The following is a 15,525-nucleotide window of genomic DNA, read 5'->3' as shown; positions in this document are numbered from 1 at the left end:
CTGTTTTTTATAACTAAAATAGCATGGTGCCTTTATTCCTTCATAACGAATCGATCAGTCTACTTTGTTCGTCTATTTACAATTTAGAATAATAAGATTAGAATTACTTGGAGCAATTGAATAAGGGAAAGTAGTGGGTGTACAAGTGAATTTCATCCGGGACTGGGCAAAACAGTTAAAAACATATAATCAGAATGTGAAGCTAGCCATTACAGCCAACATTTTTTCACAAATTGGCATGGGTATTTTTATGGTTGTTTATAATTTTTACATACGTGAATTGGGCTTTAGTCAAGATGTCAATGGAAAAATAATTGCACTAACCGCTCTAGCAACTGCTATTATTCTCGTACCTGCTGGCATGCTTAGTGACCGGGTAGGACGGAAGAAAATAATGACCTTTGGTGTGATGGCTTCCGGAATCATACTATTTATGCGTGGAATGATGGAAGGAGAATCGGTTTTATTAACGACTGGTTTTTTAACCGGTTTAACAACCGCATTCCTTCAAGTGTCTGCCATTCCTTGGTTAGCTGAAAACTCTACACCTGTACAGCGGGTTCATTTATTTAGTTTAAATGCTGCACTGATGACTGTTGCAAATGTGATTGGTAGTTTATTAGGTGGAGGGCTGACGGATTTATTTTCATTCGGCTTTAGTGATCTTATTAGTATCCGACTAACATTGATTATTGGCAGTGTCTTTTATTTTCTTGCTGTCTTTCCCATTATGCGAATGCAGGAGGTTCGTAAAAGACGTCCAGTTAAAAAAGAACATGTGCGGGTTAGTCCTGTACTATTTTTCAAGGCAAATCGAATCGGTTTTCAAATTATCGGTATTTTTGCGATAGCCCAGTTATTAATTGGTTTTGGAAGTGGTCTGGTTATTCCATATTTAAATCTGTATTTTGCAGATCGATTTGCAGCATCCACGACATTAATTGGTTTAATCATTTCATTAGGGCAAGCAGCAACGGCTGTTGCAATGTTTATTGGCCCACTTGTGGTAAAGCGTGTAGGTGAGGTGCGAGCAGTAGTGTTTTTGCAGTTGCTATCATTGCCCTTTTTACTTCTGACTGCCTTTACAGAAAATCTACTGCTTGCGAGCATTGGATTTTTATTTCGTCAAGCGTTGATGAATGCTGGTAACCCCATTCAAATGTCGTTGATGATGGCGAAGGTTGATGATTCTGTAAAAGGTCTAGCCAATTCTATTAATCAAATGGTATTTAGCCTTGGCTGGGCATTGATGGGTCCAGTATCTACCTCCATAGTCATGCAGTATGGAGCTTATTGGGGGTACGCCCATGTATTTTCCATCACAGCGGGATTATATGTTGCAGGTTCTCTATATTTTTATTTTGCATTTAAACGTATCAAGGAATAGCAGGATTTTCGTCACTTATGTCGAATATTGTTTAGGGAGGCGAAATATTGGCCGGTTTTTATCGCCAAAACCAATAGCCTTCAAATAAACAGAGGAACAACGGGGGTAGAAGAGATGAGTCAACAAGCAATTATAATTTCAGAAAAAGATGTACGATTAGACCAAGCATCCATACTGCAGGAATTGCTGGCAGGCGAGAAGAAGGACTATAGCCTGCTTCCAACAGAAAACGCATTGTATATGGTTGTGAAGGAAGTAGAGGAAAAGAAACAATCAACGGAAAAAATCCGAATGATTGCTGGAGGAATTGCCCGTTCCCTTCAAAAATATGGTCTGACATCAGCGAAATTGGAACAGGACGTCCTAGCAACACTTTTTGCAAAAATAGATGAAGCAGCTGCAATTACTGCTTTTGTAGAAGGCTGGCATTTGGGGAATTACGCATTCTCCAGCTATTTATCCAAGGAACAACCAAAAGCCGTAGCAATTGAGGTTCCAGCTGGATTTGAAACAGCTGTTCAAGCTGGTGAGGTTCGTGCACAAGCCATGTCATTTTCGCGGGACTTGATGAATGATATTCCAAGTGCATTGAACCCTTCCACGTTCCCAAATAGACTGGAAAAAGAATTTGCAGGTACAGATGTTTTGGTTACAGTCCATGATAAGAAAGCAATTGAAGCGATGGAAATGAATGGGGTGCTTGCAGTTGCGCAAGGGAGTAAGCATGCCCCAGCATTTGTCGAATTGACCTATACGTATGACTCGAAACAGCCGCTTATCGCACTTGTTGGAAAAGGGGTTACCTTTGATACAGGTGGGATTAGCCTAAAGGGTGGACGTGATCTAAGTGACATGCGTATGGATATGGGTGGTGCTGCGGCAGTTGCTGGAGCGATGAAGCTGTTAGCAGCTTCAAAAGCGAAAGTGAATGTCGTTGCATTGATTCCTATTGTTGAAAACATGCCAGATAGCAACTCTATTTTACCTGGTGATGTCATTCGCTATAAAAATGGTCATACGGTTCAAGTGGGAAATACAGATGCGGAAGGCCGCTTAATTTTAGCTGATGGTATATTACGTGCTGAAGCGCTTGGTGCGAAAGCGATTATCGATATTGCAACACTAACTGGTGCGATTTGGAGTGCGCTTGGATCCAAGCTGGCTGGTGTATTCGGTACAGAACAACTAACTTTGGATATAAAACGTATCGGTGATGAGAATGGTGACTTTGTGTGGCCAATGCCACTTGTGGATGCATATGATAGCTATTTAAAAAGTGATTATGCAGATTTCAGTAATATTAGCTCGAAAGGTGAGGCTGGCTCGATTACTGCTGGATTATTTTTGCGCCGCTTTGTCCCAGAGGCAGCGGACTGGTTACATGTTGATATGGCAGGTGTTATGAGCCGCTCAGCGGAAGGCTATTATGCGAAATCCGCTACTGGCTTCGGTGCACGACTGCTAGCTGACTTTGCAGTACATTATTCTAAATAAATGCTGGAAAAAGCATCTATCCTAAATGGGGTAGATGCTTTTCTTATGCTTGGAGCAGGGACATGGTAGGATATCCCTGGGAAAAAATACTAGCTCGCTTCCTTCTGACAAGACAGGAGCAGGACTTCTGTATTAAATTTCTGAATCTTCGTTACTTTGGAGTTAGAAGGGGTATACAAGGAGCAGAACGACAATATGTTTTAAAAGGAGATGTGTAAGGATGCGAAGTTGTCAGAAATGGCTTATCTTGCCTGCTTTCTTGCTTCTCTTCATACTACCAATGAACATACACGCGGATACAATGCTTACGGAGAATAAGGAACAGGTTGCAGCTCAACCAACTGTAGTAGGAAAAGGAAAGGCTGGACTGTACGGGAAAGGTGGAAATGGAAATGACGAAACGCCAGGAGAATGGTATGCAGGTGATACACCGCCTAATTTATTACCGAATGCACCGATCCTGCTATTTGTACCAGGACTAAATAACGTGGCACAAATTTGGTGGGAAGAAAATAATATGTATCAAACCGCATTTGATGCTGGTTATCAAACAGCCTTTGTCCAATTACATGATGCTGGTGGTGAATCAGCTGATATGTGGGACAATGGGGAATTATTAGCAGAAAAAATCAATGAAATAGCTGCCCATTTTGATCATCAGCCAATCACGATCATTGCTTATAGTAAGGGAGGTGTCGATACCCAAACTGCTTTAACCTATTTTGGCGTACAGGATAAGGTGGACCAAGTCATTACGCTATCGAGCCCGCATCATGGTTCGCAGCTTGCTGATTTAGCATATAGCTTTTGGGCTGGCTGGTTGGCTGATTTGATTGGTATGCAAGGAGATGGCACCTATGCAATGGAAACTGGATATATGGCGCATTTTCGCTCCATAACAGATCCAGAACCACTGGCAAGCTATCATCATTATTACACACTTGGTGGAACGGATTGGGGAAGTGCTTTTTCCTCGAATTGGTTTGGTGGAATGTATTTATCCAGTTATGGTCCCAATGATGGTGTCGTGACAACTGATAGCAGTAAGCTGCCAGGAGCTCAGGAATTGGCAATTGGCGATTGGAACCACACTTCGATACGAACAGGTGTCACTTTTCCTGTTTTTGAAAATTATTTAAGCAGTGCCAATGTACAAAAGCAAGCAAGCCAACGAATCATACCGGTTGACACAATAGAAAAGAATAACCATCATGCAAATCGTTGGATTCACGGAGGACCGCTTGAAATTACTGGTATGCACGAGATAGAAATTCCAATTGAAGACCAAGTTCAGGAAACAAAATTGCAAATCATGTCAGCCAAGCCATTAACGGATTTTCAGCTTGTAAATGAAGATGGGCAGGAAGTACCTGTAACGGTAACATCTGGTCAGGAGATGGAAGGATATTTTCCCAATGCCTATATCTATCAGGTCAACATTCAGCAACCTGCCTCAGATGAACTCAAGCTGCGTTTCCATTCTGAAAAGGAAAATGCTTATCTGCTCGTCGCTGATTATCAAGCTGCAAATCAACTATCGGTAAAACGTGCAACTACCTTACTCGGACCGATGTCAGGTGGTATTCAATATGAACTAAAACCGGAATCAAGTGGATTTGACATGGATAAATGGAATGTAACGTATCATGTGATGGAATCTGGTAATCCCGCCAGTATAAAGACATGGACAATGAATGGCAAGGCTGGACTTACCAAACATCTCACCTTGGCAAAAGAAGAAGAAGTATATAATATTACGATTGATATCGAAGGGAAAACAACTTCCGGATCCACCTTTAAACGGACGTATATAGACACCATATATACTGGGAAATAATAGTCCATTTAATAGGGGTTGGAACTGCAACCTGAAATCATCATGCTGGTGTTTAACACCAGCATGAAAATGGTTAACAGCAGTATTTAAGTGTTCTAGTTCTGGTCTTTTTTCATGACAGTGCTGTGAAATGCAAAGAGGATGGAGGAGGATGCAATGGCACAGAAAATTGCTATCCTTGTTTTACATGGAGCTGGCACGCCAAAAGAAGATTTCGCAGATGATTTAATAGACCGAATTGCGAAACGAGTTGCCAGGAAATTGAAGCTGCCAGCAGAAGAGGTGCTCGTTTTTCAACCAGTGTTTTGGTCCGCTATCTTTTCGAAGGAACAAACTGAATTATTTAGACGAATTGAAGATGGAAATGCGTTGAATTTCCATCGTTTACGACGTTTTGTTGTTGAGTTTTTGGCGGATGCAGTTGCCTATCAACCTACCATACAAGGAGACCAAAATTACCATCAGGTGCACGGACTAGTGGCAAAATCTGTTAACTTACTCAAAGAAAAAGCGGGCGAGCATGCACCGCTTTGCGTTATTAGTCATAGTTTAGGATCAGTGGTAGCTAGTAATTATTTCTATGATTTACAATATAACCATGAACAATTAGGAAGAAAAACAATGGAGCAAAAGGCTGAAACGCCAATCGAAACATGCCAAACCTTGGCTTTGTTTTACACGCTGGGAAGTCCACTAGCACTCTGGTCGCTTCGGTACCTGGATTTCGGCTCACCGATTACAGTACCAGCGCCTGCCGCGCGTCATTTTTATCCGAAATTAACAGGAGAATGGTTGAATTTCTTTGATAAGGATGATGTCCTTGCTTACCCATTGAAAAATGTAAATAAAGCATATGATGATGCGGTTACCGAAGATGTAGAGGTGAATGCTGGAGGCATGCTCACCCATTGGAATCCCTTATCGCATCGAGAATATGATCGCACTCGCCGCGTTATAGACCGAATTGTAGACGGCTTGGTTCGAACCTGGAGGGAAATAAATTAAAGCGGGACTGCCAAAAATGTGACGTCCCGCTTTTTTGTTCGCCCAGCATGGGCGAGCTCTAACAGGTGAAAGTCCTTAGTGTGACCCAATAGCGGTAAACACATAGCCAAGAACAAGGGTGTCCACGGTGACGTGGAATCTGAAGGAAGTTGGAGGCAAATCTCTGGTCTGACGAACAGAAATCATATAGGAGGCAACATGTAGGGATAAGGCTGCGAAAGAAGCTAAAGTCCAATAGCTATTGAAATAACTACATGGTGTATATATGGCAGATGGATGGAGAGAAAGAGTTCGCACCTTAACTGGGGAGATCTCACATGTCTACACCAAACCCTTACAGTGATGTAAGACTGGAATGTGAGAAGTCAGCAGAAGTCGTAGTAGTGAAGACATCTAATGAAAATTAGAAAGAGCGAAGGGCTGAACAGTTTTAACGTTTTGGAAATCTGATTTGGGAAAGGAAATAGACCACTGGTGAAAAACGTAAAAGTGGATACCGATTCTACGGAAAAGAAAGGAAATAACAAATATGCACGAAAGAAAATTACTAGACAAAATTTTAAGTAGAGAAAATTTAAACCGAGCTTATAAACAAGTTAAAAGGAAAAAGGGAGAACCTGGTATAGATGGCATGACCGTATCTGAACTGCGTAGTCATATATTGAAAAACAAACAGGAAATTATTACGCAAATCGAACAGAGGAAATATCAACCATCTCCAGTGTTGCGAGTGGAAATTCCAAAAGATAATGGAAAAGGAGTTCGATTGTTGGGAGTTCCAACGGTCCAAGACCGTTTGATTCAACAAGCCATCTCACAAGTTCTCACACCTATCTTTGATAAAAAGTTTAGTGAATATAGCTATGGATTTAGACCAAAAAGATATGCGGAAATGGCCATCGTCCAAGCACTAGAGTATATGAACGATGGATATGATTGGATAGTCGATATTGATTTGGAACGTTTCTTTGACACGGTACACCACGACCGTCTCATGAACTTAGTTTCGCGAACAATTGATGACGGAGATGTGATTTCACTTATTCGAAAATTCTTGGTTAGTGGTGTCCAAATAAATGGAAGGGTTGAGAAAACCTCAATCGGAACACCTCAGGGTGGAAATTTATCGCCACTCCTTAGCAATATCATGCTTAACGAATTAGATAAAGAACTGGAATCACGAAAACTTCGTTTTGTCCGTTATGCCGATGACTGTATTATCTTAGTTAAGAGTGATATGGCGGCAAGAAGAGTCATGCGTTCGATTACTAAGTTTATTGAAGATAAACTTGGATTAATTGTAAACACATCAAAATCTAAAGTTACAAAACCTTATGACCCTACTTTGAAATTTCTAGGATTTGGTTTCTTCAGGGATTATAAAACAAAAGAATATAAAGCCAAACCACATCAATCATCCGTCAACTCATTTAAGTATAAACTAAAAGAGTTAACAAGGAAAAATTGGAGTGTAGATACGAAGTATCAGGTAGAGCGTCTGAATCAAGTGATTCGCGGATGGATTAACTACTTCAAGATAGGGGAAATGAAAACCATTTTGAAGAAAATTGAAGGTCATATACGCCTTCGCCTCCGCATGTGTATTTGGAAAAAGTGGAAGACTGCGAAGAATCGTAGGAAGAACTTGATAAAGCTAGGAATGGATAAATTCAATGCGTACAAATACAGTCATACAAGTAAGGGTGCGGTACGTATTGCATATTCGTGGATACTTACAACAACAATTACAAACAAGAGACTATCACAATTTGGATTAGTCTCCTGTCTAGAACATTATAATAAAGTGCATATTTAAAACTGAACCGCCGTATACGGAACCGTACGTACGGTGGTGTGAGAGGACGGGAGCTAGTAACTCCCTCCTACTCGATCATTATTTTATGGTTTAACAAGTATTTTTACTTGAGACTTTTCTTGGATGAGCGCATCAAAGCCTTGTTCCACAATGTCATCGAGAGCAATTTTTTTCGTAACCAATTTCTCTGCAGCAAATTGACCGGAAGCGATGAGGTCAATCACAGCAGGGAAGATATCACGGTAAGCAATGGTACCTGTGACATAACGTTCTTTTAGGACAATTTCATTGGCATTAAAGCTGGGATTTGTTTCCCAAATGCTTACAATAACTGTTTCGCCAGCTATTGCTGTACAGTCTATCGCCTGCTGTAGTACCGCTGGAATACCTGTTACTTCATAACTGACAGCAACTCCATCTCCTGTTGCATTTCGAATTGCTTCAACTGGATCCCCTTCTGTCGGGTCAATAACAATTGCACCGAGTTCAGCGGCAAGCTGCTTTCTTTCTTCTGAAATCTCGACAGCAAATACTTTACTTGCACCAGATAATAGCAGAGATTGAATGGTAAGTAGACCGATTGGCCCCGCTCCAAACACTGCTGCTGTATCTCCAGGACGTAATTTACTCATGCGAATAGCATGGAGGGCAACTGCTGCAGGTTCTACAAGTGCTGCTTGTTCAAAGGTCATTTCGTCTGGAATAGGATGAACCATCACTTCTGGAACAGTAGTGTATTCAGCAAATCCACCACCGCCGCCAGCTAATCCATGAAAGCCAAGATGTTCACAAAGATTGTAGCGACCGGTCTTACAAGCGGCACACTTTCCACATCTATAAATTGGTTCAATGGTGACCCGATCACCAGGCTGGAATCGTTCAACGCCTTCACCGACCTCAGTAATTTCACCAGAAAATTCATGTCCCATAATAATCGGTGCTGTATCTTTTGTTAAGACATGTGGCTCCCCAACAGGAATGAATATAGGCCCTGCCACATATTCATGCAAGTCACTACCACATATCCCTGCCCAAGCAACCTTAATTTTAACTTCTCCTGGTTGTGGTGTTGGTTCTGTTGTTTCTTCCACACGAATATCATGTTGATTGTACCAACGTGCTGCTTTCATTAAAATCCTCTCCTTAGCTAAAATAGGTTGATATATGATGCAATTTCATTATTGCTGCAAATAGTAAATATTTCCTGCCGATTAATCTTAGTGCCGTTATGTTTATATAAGGCGGCTGTCTATATTCCCCATGTGGCAAAGCGTATGGGCATCACAATGCAGCGTGAAGAATTCTTTTTGCATTTTCAACACGGTCTTCCGTTGGTGGTTCTGTACCCTCCAATGGATAATCAAGTCCAAGTTCTTTCCACTTATATACACCTAGCTGGTGATATGGCAGGACATCGATTTTTTCCACATTAGTTAAAGTTGAAATGAAACGAGATAGTTTCGTTAAGTCCTCATCAATATCTGTTTTCCCAGGAATGAGGACGTGACGAATCCATACTGGTACATGACGTTCATCTAAATAAGCGGCAAAATCCAAAATATGCCGATTAGACATACCAGTTAATTTTTGGTGCTTGTCTGCATTGATTTGCTTTAAATCAAGTAAAACAAGGTCAGTTAAATCCAACACTTCGTCTAACTTTTTTCGGAAGGTGGGGGAGCTGGAATAACAGCCCCCAGACGTATCAATAGCTGTATGGATTCCACGTTGCTTCAATTCTCGGAATAACGCTGCTAAAAAATCCAGTTGTAGTAATGGTTCCCCACCACTAACGGTTACGCCTCCACCAGCCGCTTCGAAAAATGGTTGATAGTCTTCTATCTCTTTGATAATTTCTGCAACGGAAACCTGCTTTCCTTCCGAACGCTTCCATGTGTCGGGATTATGGCAAAATTGGCAGCGCAGCAGACAGCCTTGCATAAATAGGACGTAACGTAATCCTGGTCCATCGACTGTTCCAAATGTTTCGATTGAATGTATTCTACCTAGCATGGGAGGCACCCCTTTTCCGATTATCGACTTTCGTGAAATGTTCGCTGAATTACATCAAGCTGCTGTTCACGAGTTAATTTGATGAAATTAACAGCATATCCGGATACACGAATCGTTAACTGCGGATATTCCTCAGGATGCTCCATTGCATCCAGCAGTGTATCCCGATCAAAGACGTTCACATTCAAATGGTGTCCACCTTTTCTCATGTAACCATCCAGTAGTCCAGCTAAATTCATTTTACGTGTATCTAATTCGTGACCTAAAGCCTTTGGTACGATAGAGAAGGTGTTACTAATTCCATCTAATGCATCATCATAATTAAGCTTGGCGACTGATGATAAGGATGCGAGTGCTCCTTTTCGGTCGCGACCATGAAGTGGGTTGGCTCCAGGTGCAAATGGTTCCCCAGCTTTTCTTCCGTCTGGTGTGTTACCTGTCTTTTTACCATATACAACGTTAGAAGTAATCGTTAATACAGATTGAGTAGGTACTGCACGACGATAGGTTTGATGTTGTCTGATTTTATTCATGAAGTTCTTAACAAGCTCGACTGCAATATCGTCGACACGGTCATCATTATTACCGTACATTGGATAGTCGCCTTCAATTTCATAATCAACTACAAGTCCATCATCATTACGAATCGTCCGGACCTTCGCATACTTTATGGCACTCAATGAGTCTGCAACAACTGACAATCCGGCAATTCCACAAGCCATGGTCCGAAGAACTTCCTTGTCATGTAATGCCATTTCCAATCTTTCATAGCTATATTTATCATGCATGAAATGAATGACGTTCAAGGTGTTGACATAGAGACCAGCTAACCAATCAAGCATCCGATCATATCGTTTCATGACGTCATCGTATGCCAAGTATTCTGTCGTAACAGGTTCATATGCTGGACCTACTTGGATAAATAACTTTTCATCTACACCACCATTAATGGCATACAGTAATGCTTTAGCAAGGTTGGCACGTGCTCCAAAGAACTGAAGCTGCTTACCAATAGCCATTGCGGATACACAGCAGGCAATTCCATAGTCATCGCCATATATATCGCGCATTAAATCGTCATTCTCGTATTGAATGGAACTCGTTTCAATCGACATCCGTGCACAATATCGTTTGAATTTCTCTGGAAGCTTCTCTGACCAAAGTACAGTTAGGTTTGGTTCAGGTGCAGGTCCAAGATTCGTTAAAGTGTGCAAGAATCGATAAGAGTTTTTCGTTACGAGTGGTGTGCCATCAGCCGCAACACCGCCAATTGCTTCTGTAACCCAAGTAGGATCACCACTGAATAATTCGTTATAGTCAGGTGTACGTGCAAATTTCACGAGACGCAGCTTCATGACAAAATGGTCGACAAGCTCCTGTGCTTCTTGTTCGGTTAGGACATTATTTTCTAAGTCACGTTCGATATAAATATCGAGGAAGGTGGAAACACGTCCTAAGCTCATTGCAGCACCGTTCTGTTCCTTGATCGCACCTAGATATGCAAAATATAGCCACTGAAAAGCTTCCTTCGCAGTTGTAGCTGGTTGAGAAATATCATAACCATAGGAGGCAGCCATTTGTTTGAGTTCTTGTAGTGCACGTATTTGTTCTGTTAGCTCTTCACGATCCCGAATTATTTCTTCGGACATGACTCCGTTGCCACCTGTTAGATGTAATTCTTCTTGTTTGTCTTCAATTAAATAATCCACACCGTAAAGGGCAACACGACGATAATCCCCAATAATTCTACCTCTTCCGTACGCATCCGGCAGACCTGTTATGATGCCCGCTTTTCTTGCCAGACGCATTTCAGGAGTGTATGCATCGAATACACCTTGGTTATGCGTTTTACGGTAGTCAGTAAATACTTTTTTAACGGTATCATCAATTTTAAAACCATAAGCGTTAGCTGCATCAACGGCCATACGGATACCTCCAAATGGCTGTAAAGAACGTTTAAATGGTTCATCTGTTTGCAGACCAACAATTTGCTCCGTATCTTCATTTAAATAGCCTACACCGTGAGAAGTAATGGTGGACACAATTTCCGTATCCATATCCAATACGCCACCATTTTCCCGTTCGCGTTTTGTTAGGTCCATCACTTGCTCCCAAAGGGATTCTGTGTTAGTTGTTGGTCCAGATAAAAATTGTTCATCACCTACATATGGCGAGAAATTTTGGATTATAAAATCTCGAACATTAATTTCCGATTGCCACTTTCCACATTTAAATAATTTCCAACCATCCTTCGTTTGCATAGAAATTACCTCCTAAATTTCATACATTAAAGTATGTGAAATATTGAGCATGTGTTTCTATAACTAGAATAACATAGTTTTATTGTTGAAAACTGAAAAAATGTAACAAATTTATGTCAAATTCATAGGAAGTTGACAGGATTTTGTTACATTCTAGCGAAAATATTATATAGTAGAGAATAAGGTCAGTTTTTAGAAAAAACATCATGAACTGATTTCATCGTAGGGAAGGAGGGGCTATTATTGGACGTTAGGCGGGAAGCTGTTGGAATTGTAGCTACTATTTTATTATTAATACCGATTGCAGTGGGCGGTTTTTGGGTCGTCAAAAGTTTTTTAGGCGGACCTGTTGAATCAACTACTCAAGTTGATGCACCTCAGGAAGCACATGAACATATCATGCGTACTGTCGCAGATAAAAAACAATTATCCGAGCTATCAGAAGATTTCTTTGATCGAGAAGATATGGACGAAATGGTGCTGGATGAGGAGGAACTGGAAGAAGCAGATGAACTGGAAACAGAAGAGGATCAAATGATTGTGACAGAAGAGCCTGATGATGCTTATGCACAAACAGATCAAACCAATACCGGATCGAATGGCTCAAGTGATTATGGTTCAAATACAGGAACGAATGGGAATAACGGAAATACTGGTGGCAATCATAATGGTCATACAAATAAGCCAGGAAACCAGGATAAAGATGCAGGGAAAGACAAAGGTCCAGATAAAAAGCCTGGTGACAAGGACAAGGATAAGAACGAGGACAAAGATAAGGATAAAGACAAGGAAAATAATGACAACGATAAAGGAAATGAAGATAATAAACCAAAGGATCCAAAACCGGAAGAGCCAAAAGATCCACCGGCTGAAGAACCACCAGGTGATGGTGGGGGAGATGATAGTGGAGACAACGGTGGCGATGATGGTAGTGATGATGGCGGTGAGAAAGACCCTGGTGATGATTTGCCCGATGCAAAACCATTTGAATGAAATAGTAGGATGGCGCATTTGTCCTGCGTGATGTAGCGTAGGGTGAATGCACCATAGGAATTTGGTTCTGTAAATTGCCAACATTTCGTAGAATACATATAAAGGAGGCATTTGATATGAAGCCGTTAATTGGAATTTCTCCTTCCATGGAGGTTGACGAGGCATATTATATGATTGCAAATGATAATGTCAAAGCTATTGAATCCGTTGGTGGCTTACCAATTGTGCTGACTTACACAGAAGATGATGATGTGATTGAGCAGCTTGCCCAGCAAATAGACGGGCTCTATGCTACTGGTGGCTATGACATTGATCCAACTTTGTTTGGCGAGGAGCCTCATCCGCAGTTGGGAACGATTATCCCTGCACGTGATGCATTCGAATTGAAATTAATCAAAAAAATGATGTTGTTAGATAAACCAGTATTAGGCGTTTGCCGTGGTATTCAAATTTTGAATATTGCTGCTGGTGGAGATATGTACCAGGACATGTATAGTCAGACAGATAATGCATTGCTTCAGCATGCCCAAAAAGCGCCAAAAGCGCATGGATCCCATTTCGTTGAAGTAGAAGCAGACAGCTTATTGTATCGATTGACGAAAACAAGCAAGCTAAGGGTGAACAGTCGTCATCATCAAGCAAATCGATCGGTAAAAGAACCAATCCGGGTAAGTGGTAAGGCAAGTGATGGTGTGATAGAAGCGATTGAAAGCAGCTCACACCGTTTTGTACTTGGGTTACAATGGCATCCCGAGAATATGCTCCCTGCTGGTGATGCAGCGTCATATTCCATTTTTCAAGGCTTTATCGATGCTTGCCGGTAATACAAAGGAGAATGCTTCTTGAAAATCATTGATACACATTGTGATAGTTTATATAAATTACAACTGAATAAAAGAAACCCACAAGGGAAAACATTACTGGATTATCAAACAGCAACACAGTTGGACTGCAGTTTTCAAAAGTTAAAACAAGGAAATGTTTGGGTCCAGTTTTTTGCTATTTTTATTGAACCGAATGTACCTTCAGATGAAAAATGGCAGCATGCTTTAGAGCAAATTGATCTGTTTTATACAGAGGTTATCGGGAAAAATAAGCAAATGAAGCATATCAAAAGATGGGAAGAAATGGATCAGCTTCAAGAAGGGGAAATTGGTGCCGTACTAACACTTGAAGGTGCAGATGCATTTGGCAATGATTTGATGAAACTAAGACAGTTGTATCGATTAGGGGTTATGTCCATCGGCTTAACATGGAATAATGCCAATCTGTGTGCGGATGGTGCAGGAGAACCAAGGGGCGGTGGTTTAACCCTGCTTGGTAAAGAAGTGGTTAAATTGAACAATGCGCATCACGTATTTACGGACGTATCCCATGCATCTATCAAAGGGTTTTGGGATATTGTAGAATTGGCAGATTATCCTTTTGCAAGCCATTCCAATGCTAGGGCACTTTGTGATCACCCACGTAACCTGGATGATGAGCAGATTAAGGCATTGTTTGCGAAGGGTGGACTAATTCATTTGGTCTTTAATCCTCCATTCATTCAAGCGGGCGGCGAGCAATCCACTATTGCTGATTTGATTCGACATGTGGATCATTTGTGTGCGCTTGGAGGAGAAACACAAATCGGTTTTGGTTCCGATTTTGACGGTATTGTCTATTACGTAGACGGGTTGGAGAATGCCGCCAAATACCAAGCATTGATTGAAGCATTACGCAACCACTATTCAGACCAACAGATTGCTGGCTTTGCCTATCAAAACTTTCTTAATCATCGTCCGGGACTGGTGAATGTATAAATATATCCGCCCTTTCAAAAGCTAATCGTGAGCAGAACATTCTGCCACAACCCACAAGGAGTGATCAACAATGGATCAACGTGAACGAAATCAATTGTTGGTGCCTAAAGCAGAAAATGCAGTCAACCAGTTAAAGGAAGAAATCGCAGCGGAATACGATGTGGAATTGGGTGCTGATACAACTGCAAGGGAAAACGGTAAAGTGGGTGGCGAAATGGTCAAACGAATGATCCAAATCGCCGAGGAGAGCATGGCTAATAGGAAATAAGTACCAGGCTTTCCATGACTGTCTCTGAATTGAAATTATCAGAGATGGTACAAAAACCCCGCCTTTGATTGATTGGAGGCGGGTTTTTCGAATTTTTAGGATTGTAATCAAGTATAATAAATGACTTATATATGCAATATGAGGAGTGAGGGAACAATGTCAAAAAAAGATATTGGCAAGGATTTAACTTTATTAGGAAAAGAAGCTACATATACCTTTCAGTACAATCCAGATATATTAGAGGCTGTTGAGAATGATTATCCAGATCGGGATTATTTCGTTAAATGTAATTGTCCTGAATTTACAACATTATGTCCAGTAACCGGCCAACCTGATTTTGCTGCTATTTATATCGCTTATATACCAGATGAAAAAATAATTGAAAGTAAAGCATTAAAGCTATACTTATTTAGTTTTCGAAATGAAGGCGGCTTTCATGAAGCAGGAATGAATCGAATCATGGATGATTTGATCAAAGTAATTGAACCAAGGTATATCGAGGTATGGGGAAGGTTCATGCCACGTGGTGGAATATCTATCGATCCGTATTGTAATTATGGAAAGCCTGGTACCAAATACGAAGACATGGCAGTTCATCGAATGATGAATCATGACATGCATCCTGAGAATATTCATAATCGCTAGGTTA

The 15,525-nt window shown here is 41.0% G+C and carries 13 protein-coding genes; 10 read left to right on the top strand and 3 right to left on the bottom strand.

From position 1 onward, the window contains the following. The first annotated feature begins 145 nt into the window (after positions 1–145). From DX933_RS09220 to ltrA, 5 genes are all read left to right on the top strand, one after another. Positions 146–1,387 (top strand): MFS transporter, encoded by a 1,242-nt coding sequence (locus tag DX933_RS09220; RefSeq protein ID WP_123316319.1) that lies wholly within the window; start codon positions 146–148, stop codon positions 1,385–1,387. Positions 1,388–1,501: 114 nt separating this feature from the next. After that, a complete protein-coding gene (locus DX933_RS09215) occupies positions 1,502–2,881 on the top strand; it encodes a leucyl aminopeptidase family protein (RefSeq protein WP_123316146.1) in 1,380 nt (459 codons plus the stop codon). Positions 2,882–3,101: 220 nt separating this feature from the next. Beyond that, on the top strand, positions 3,102–4,718 hold the full coding sequence (locus DX933_RS09210) for an esterase/lipase family protein (protein WP_123316145.1): 1,617 nt from the start codon (positions 3,102–3,104) through the stop codon (positions 4,716–4,718). 156 nt (positions 4,719–4,874) lie between these two features. Continuing rightward, entirely contained in the window at positions 4,875–5,723 is an 849-nt protein-coding gene (locus DX933_RS09205; RefSeq protein ID WP_123316144.1) for a chemotaxis protein, read from the top strand. 529 nt (positions 5,724–6,252) lie between these two features. Next, complete coding sequence (gene ltrA, locus DX933_RS09200) at positions 6,253–7,539, top strand: group II intron reverse transcriptase/maturase (RefSeq protein WP_123316143.1); 1,287 nt, start codon at positions 6,253–6,255, stop codon at positions 7,537–7,539. An 83-nt stretch (positions 7,540–7,622) separates the two neighbouring features. Here the strand turns inward: ltrA and DX933_RS09195 are convergent, their stop codons facing one another. From DX933_RS09195 to pflB, 3 genes are all read right to left on the bottom strand, one after another. Beyond that, positions 7,623–8,669, bottom strand: a complete 1,047-nt coding sequence (locus DX933_RS09195; RefSeq protein WP_123316142.1) for a 2,3-butanediol dehydrogenase — start codon at positions 8,667–8,669, stop codon at positions 7,623–7,625. A 151-nt stretch (positions 8,670–8,820) separates the two neighbouring features. Then, on the bottom strand, positions 8,821–9,552 hold the full coding sequence (gene pflA / locus DX933_RS09190; protein ID WP_123316141.1) for a pyruvate formate-lyase-activating protein: 732 nt from the start codon (positions 9,550–9,552) through the stop codon (positions 8,821–8,823). A 20-nt stretch (positions 9,553–9,572) separates the two neighbouring features. Then, positions 9,573–11,813: a formate C-acetyltransferase gene (gene pflB / locus DX933_RS09185; RefSeq protein WP_123316140.1), complete on the bottom strand. Its 2,241-nt coding sequence runs from the start codon at positions 11,811–11,813 to the stop codon at positions 9,573–9,575. 243 nt (positions 11,814–12,056) lie between these two features. Here pflB and DX933_RS09180 point away from each other — a divergent pair, with 243 nt between their 5' ends. The 5 genes from DX933_RS09180 (at position 12,057) to queF (ending at position 15,521) form a co-directional block, all read left to right on the top strand. After that, positions 12,057–12,806: a hypothetical protein gene (locus tag DX933_RS09180; RefSeq protein ID WP_123316139.1), complete on the top strand. Its 750-nt coding sequence runs from the start codon at positions 12,057–12,059 to the stop codon at positions 12,804–12,806. 116 nt (positions 12,807–12,922) lie between these two features. Continuing rightward, a complete protein-coding gene (locus tag DX933_RS09175; protein ID WP_123316138.1) occupies positions 12,923–13,630 on the top strand; it encodes a gamma-glutamyl-gamma-aminobutyrate hydrolase family protein in 708 nt (235 codons plus the stop codon). Positions 13,631–13,648: 18 nt separating this feature from the next. Beyond that, positions 13,649–14,608, top strand: coding sequence for a dipeptidase (locus tag DX933_RS09170; protein ID WP_123316137.1), 960 nt, complete (start codon positions 13,649–13,651; stop codon positions 14,606–14,608). A 70-nt stretch (positions 14,609–14,678) separates the two neighbouring features. After that, positions 14,679–14,876 (top strand): alpha/beta-type small acid-soluble spore protein, encoded by a 198-nt coding sequence (locus DX933_RS09165; RefSeq protein WP_123316136.1) that lies wholly within the window; start codon positions 14,679–14,681, stop codon positions 14,874–14,876. A 156-nt stretch (positions 14,877–15,032) separates the two neighbouring features. After that, positions 15,033–15,521: a preQ(1) synthase gene (gene queF / locus DX933_RS09160; protein ID WP_123316135.1), complete on the top strand. Its 489-nt coding sequence runs from the start codon at positions 15,033–15,035 to the stop codon at positions 15,519–15,521. Positions 15,522–15,525 lie beyond the last annotated feature (4 nt).

The organism is Ornithinibacillus gellani (assembly GCF_003730295.1).
GTDB classification, from domain to species: Bacteria; Bacillota; Bacilli; order Bacillales; family Amphibacillaceae; genus Ornithinibacillus_A; species Ornithinibacillus_A gellani.
Note: the sequence above shows the minus strand (reverse complement) of the source record. Positions and strands in the feature narration are given on the sequence as shown.

What these genes read in the sequence shown, in the direction of transcription:
- DX933_RS09215 (WP_123316146.1), top strand. Translation starts at nt 1,502, where the DNA reads ATGAGTCAACAAGCAATTATAATTTCAGAAAAAGATGTACGATTAGAC.
- DX933_RS09210 (WP_123316145.1), top strand. Translation starts at nt 3,102, where the DNA reads ATGCGAAGTTGTCAGAAATGGCTTATCTTGCCTGCTTTCTTGCTTCTC.
- DX933_RS09205 (WP_123316144.1), top strand. Translation starts at nt 4,875, where the DNA reads ATGGCACAGAAAATTGCTATCCTTGTTTTACATGGAGCTGGCACGCCA.
- ltrA (WP_123316143.1), top strand. Translation starts at nt 6,253, where the DNA reads ATGCACGAAAGAAAATTACTAGACAAAATTTTAAGTAGAGAAAATTTA.
- DX933_RS09195 (WP_123316142.1), bottom strand. Translation starts at nt 8,669, where the DNA reads ATGAAAGCAGCACGTTGGTACAATCAACATGATATTCGTGTGGAAGAA.
- pflA (WP_123316141.1), bottom strand. Translation starts at nt 9,552, where the DNA reads ATGCTAGGTAGAATACATTCAATCGAAACATTTGGAACAGTCGATGGA.
- pflB (WP_123316140.1), bottom strand. Translation starts at nt 11,813, where the DNA reads ATGCAAACGAAGGATGGTTGGAAATTATTTAAATGTGGAAAGTGGCAA.
- DX933_RS09175 (WP_123316138.1), top strand. Translation starts at nt 12,923, where the DNA reads ATGAAGCCGTTAATTGGAATTTCTCCTTCCATGGAGGTTGACGAGGCA.
- DX933_RS09165 (WP_123316136.1), top strand. Translation starts at nt 14,679, where the DNA reads ATGGATCAACGTGAACGAAATCAATTGTTGGTGCCTAAAGCAGAAAAT.
- queF (WP_123316135.1), top strand. Translation starts at nt 15,033, where the DNA reads ATGTCAAAAAAAGATATTGGCAAGGATTTAACTTTATTAGGAAAAGAA.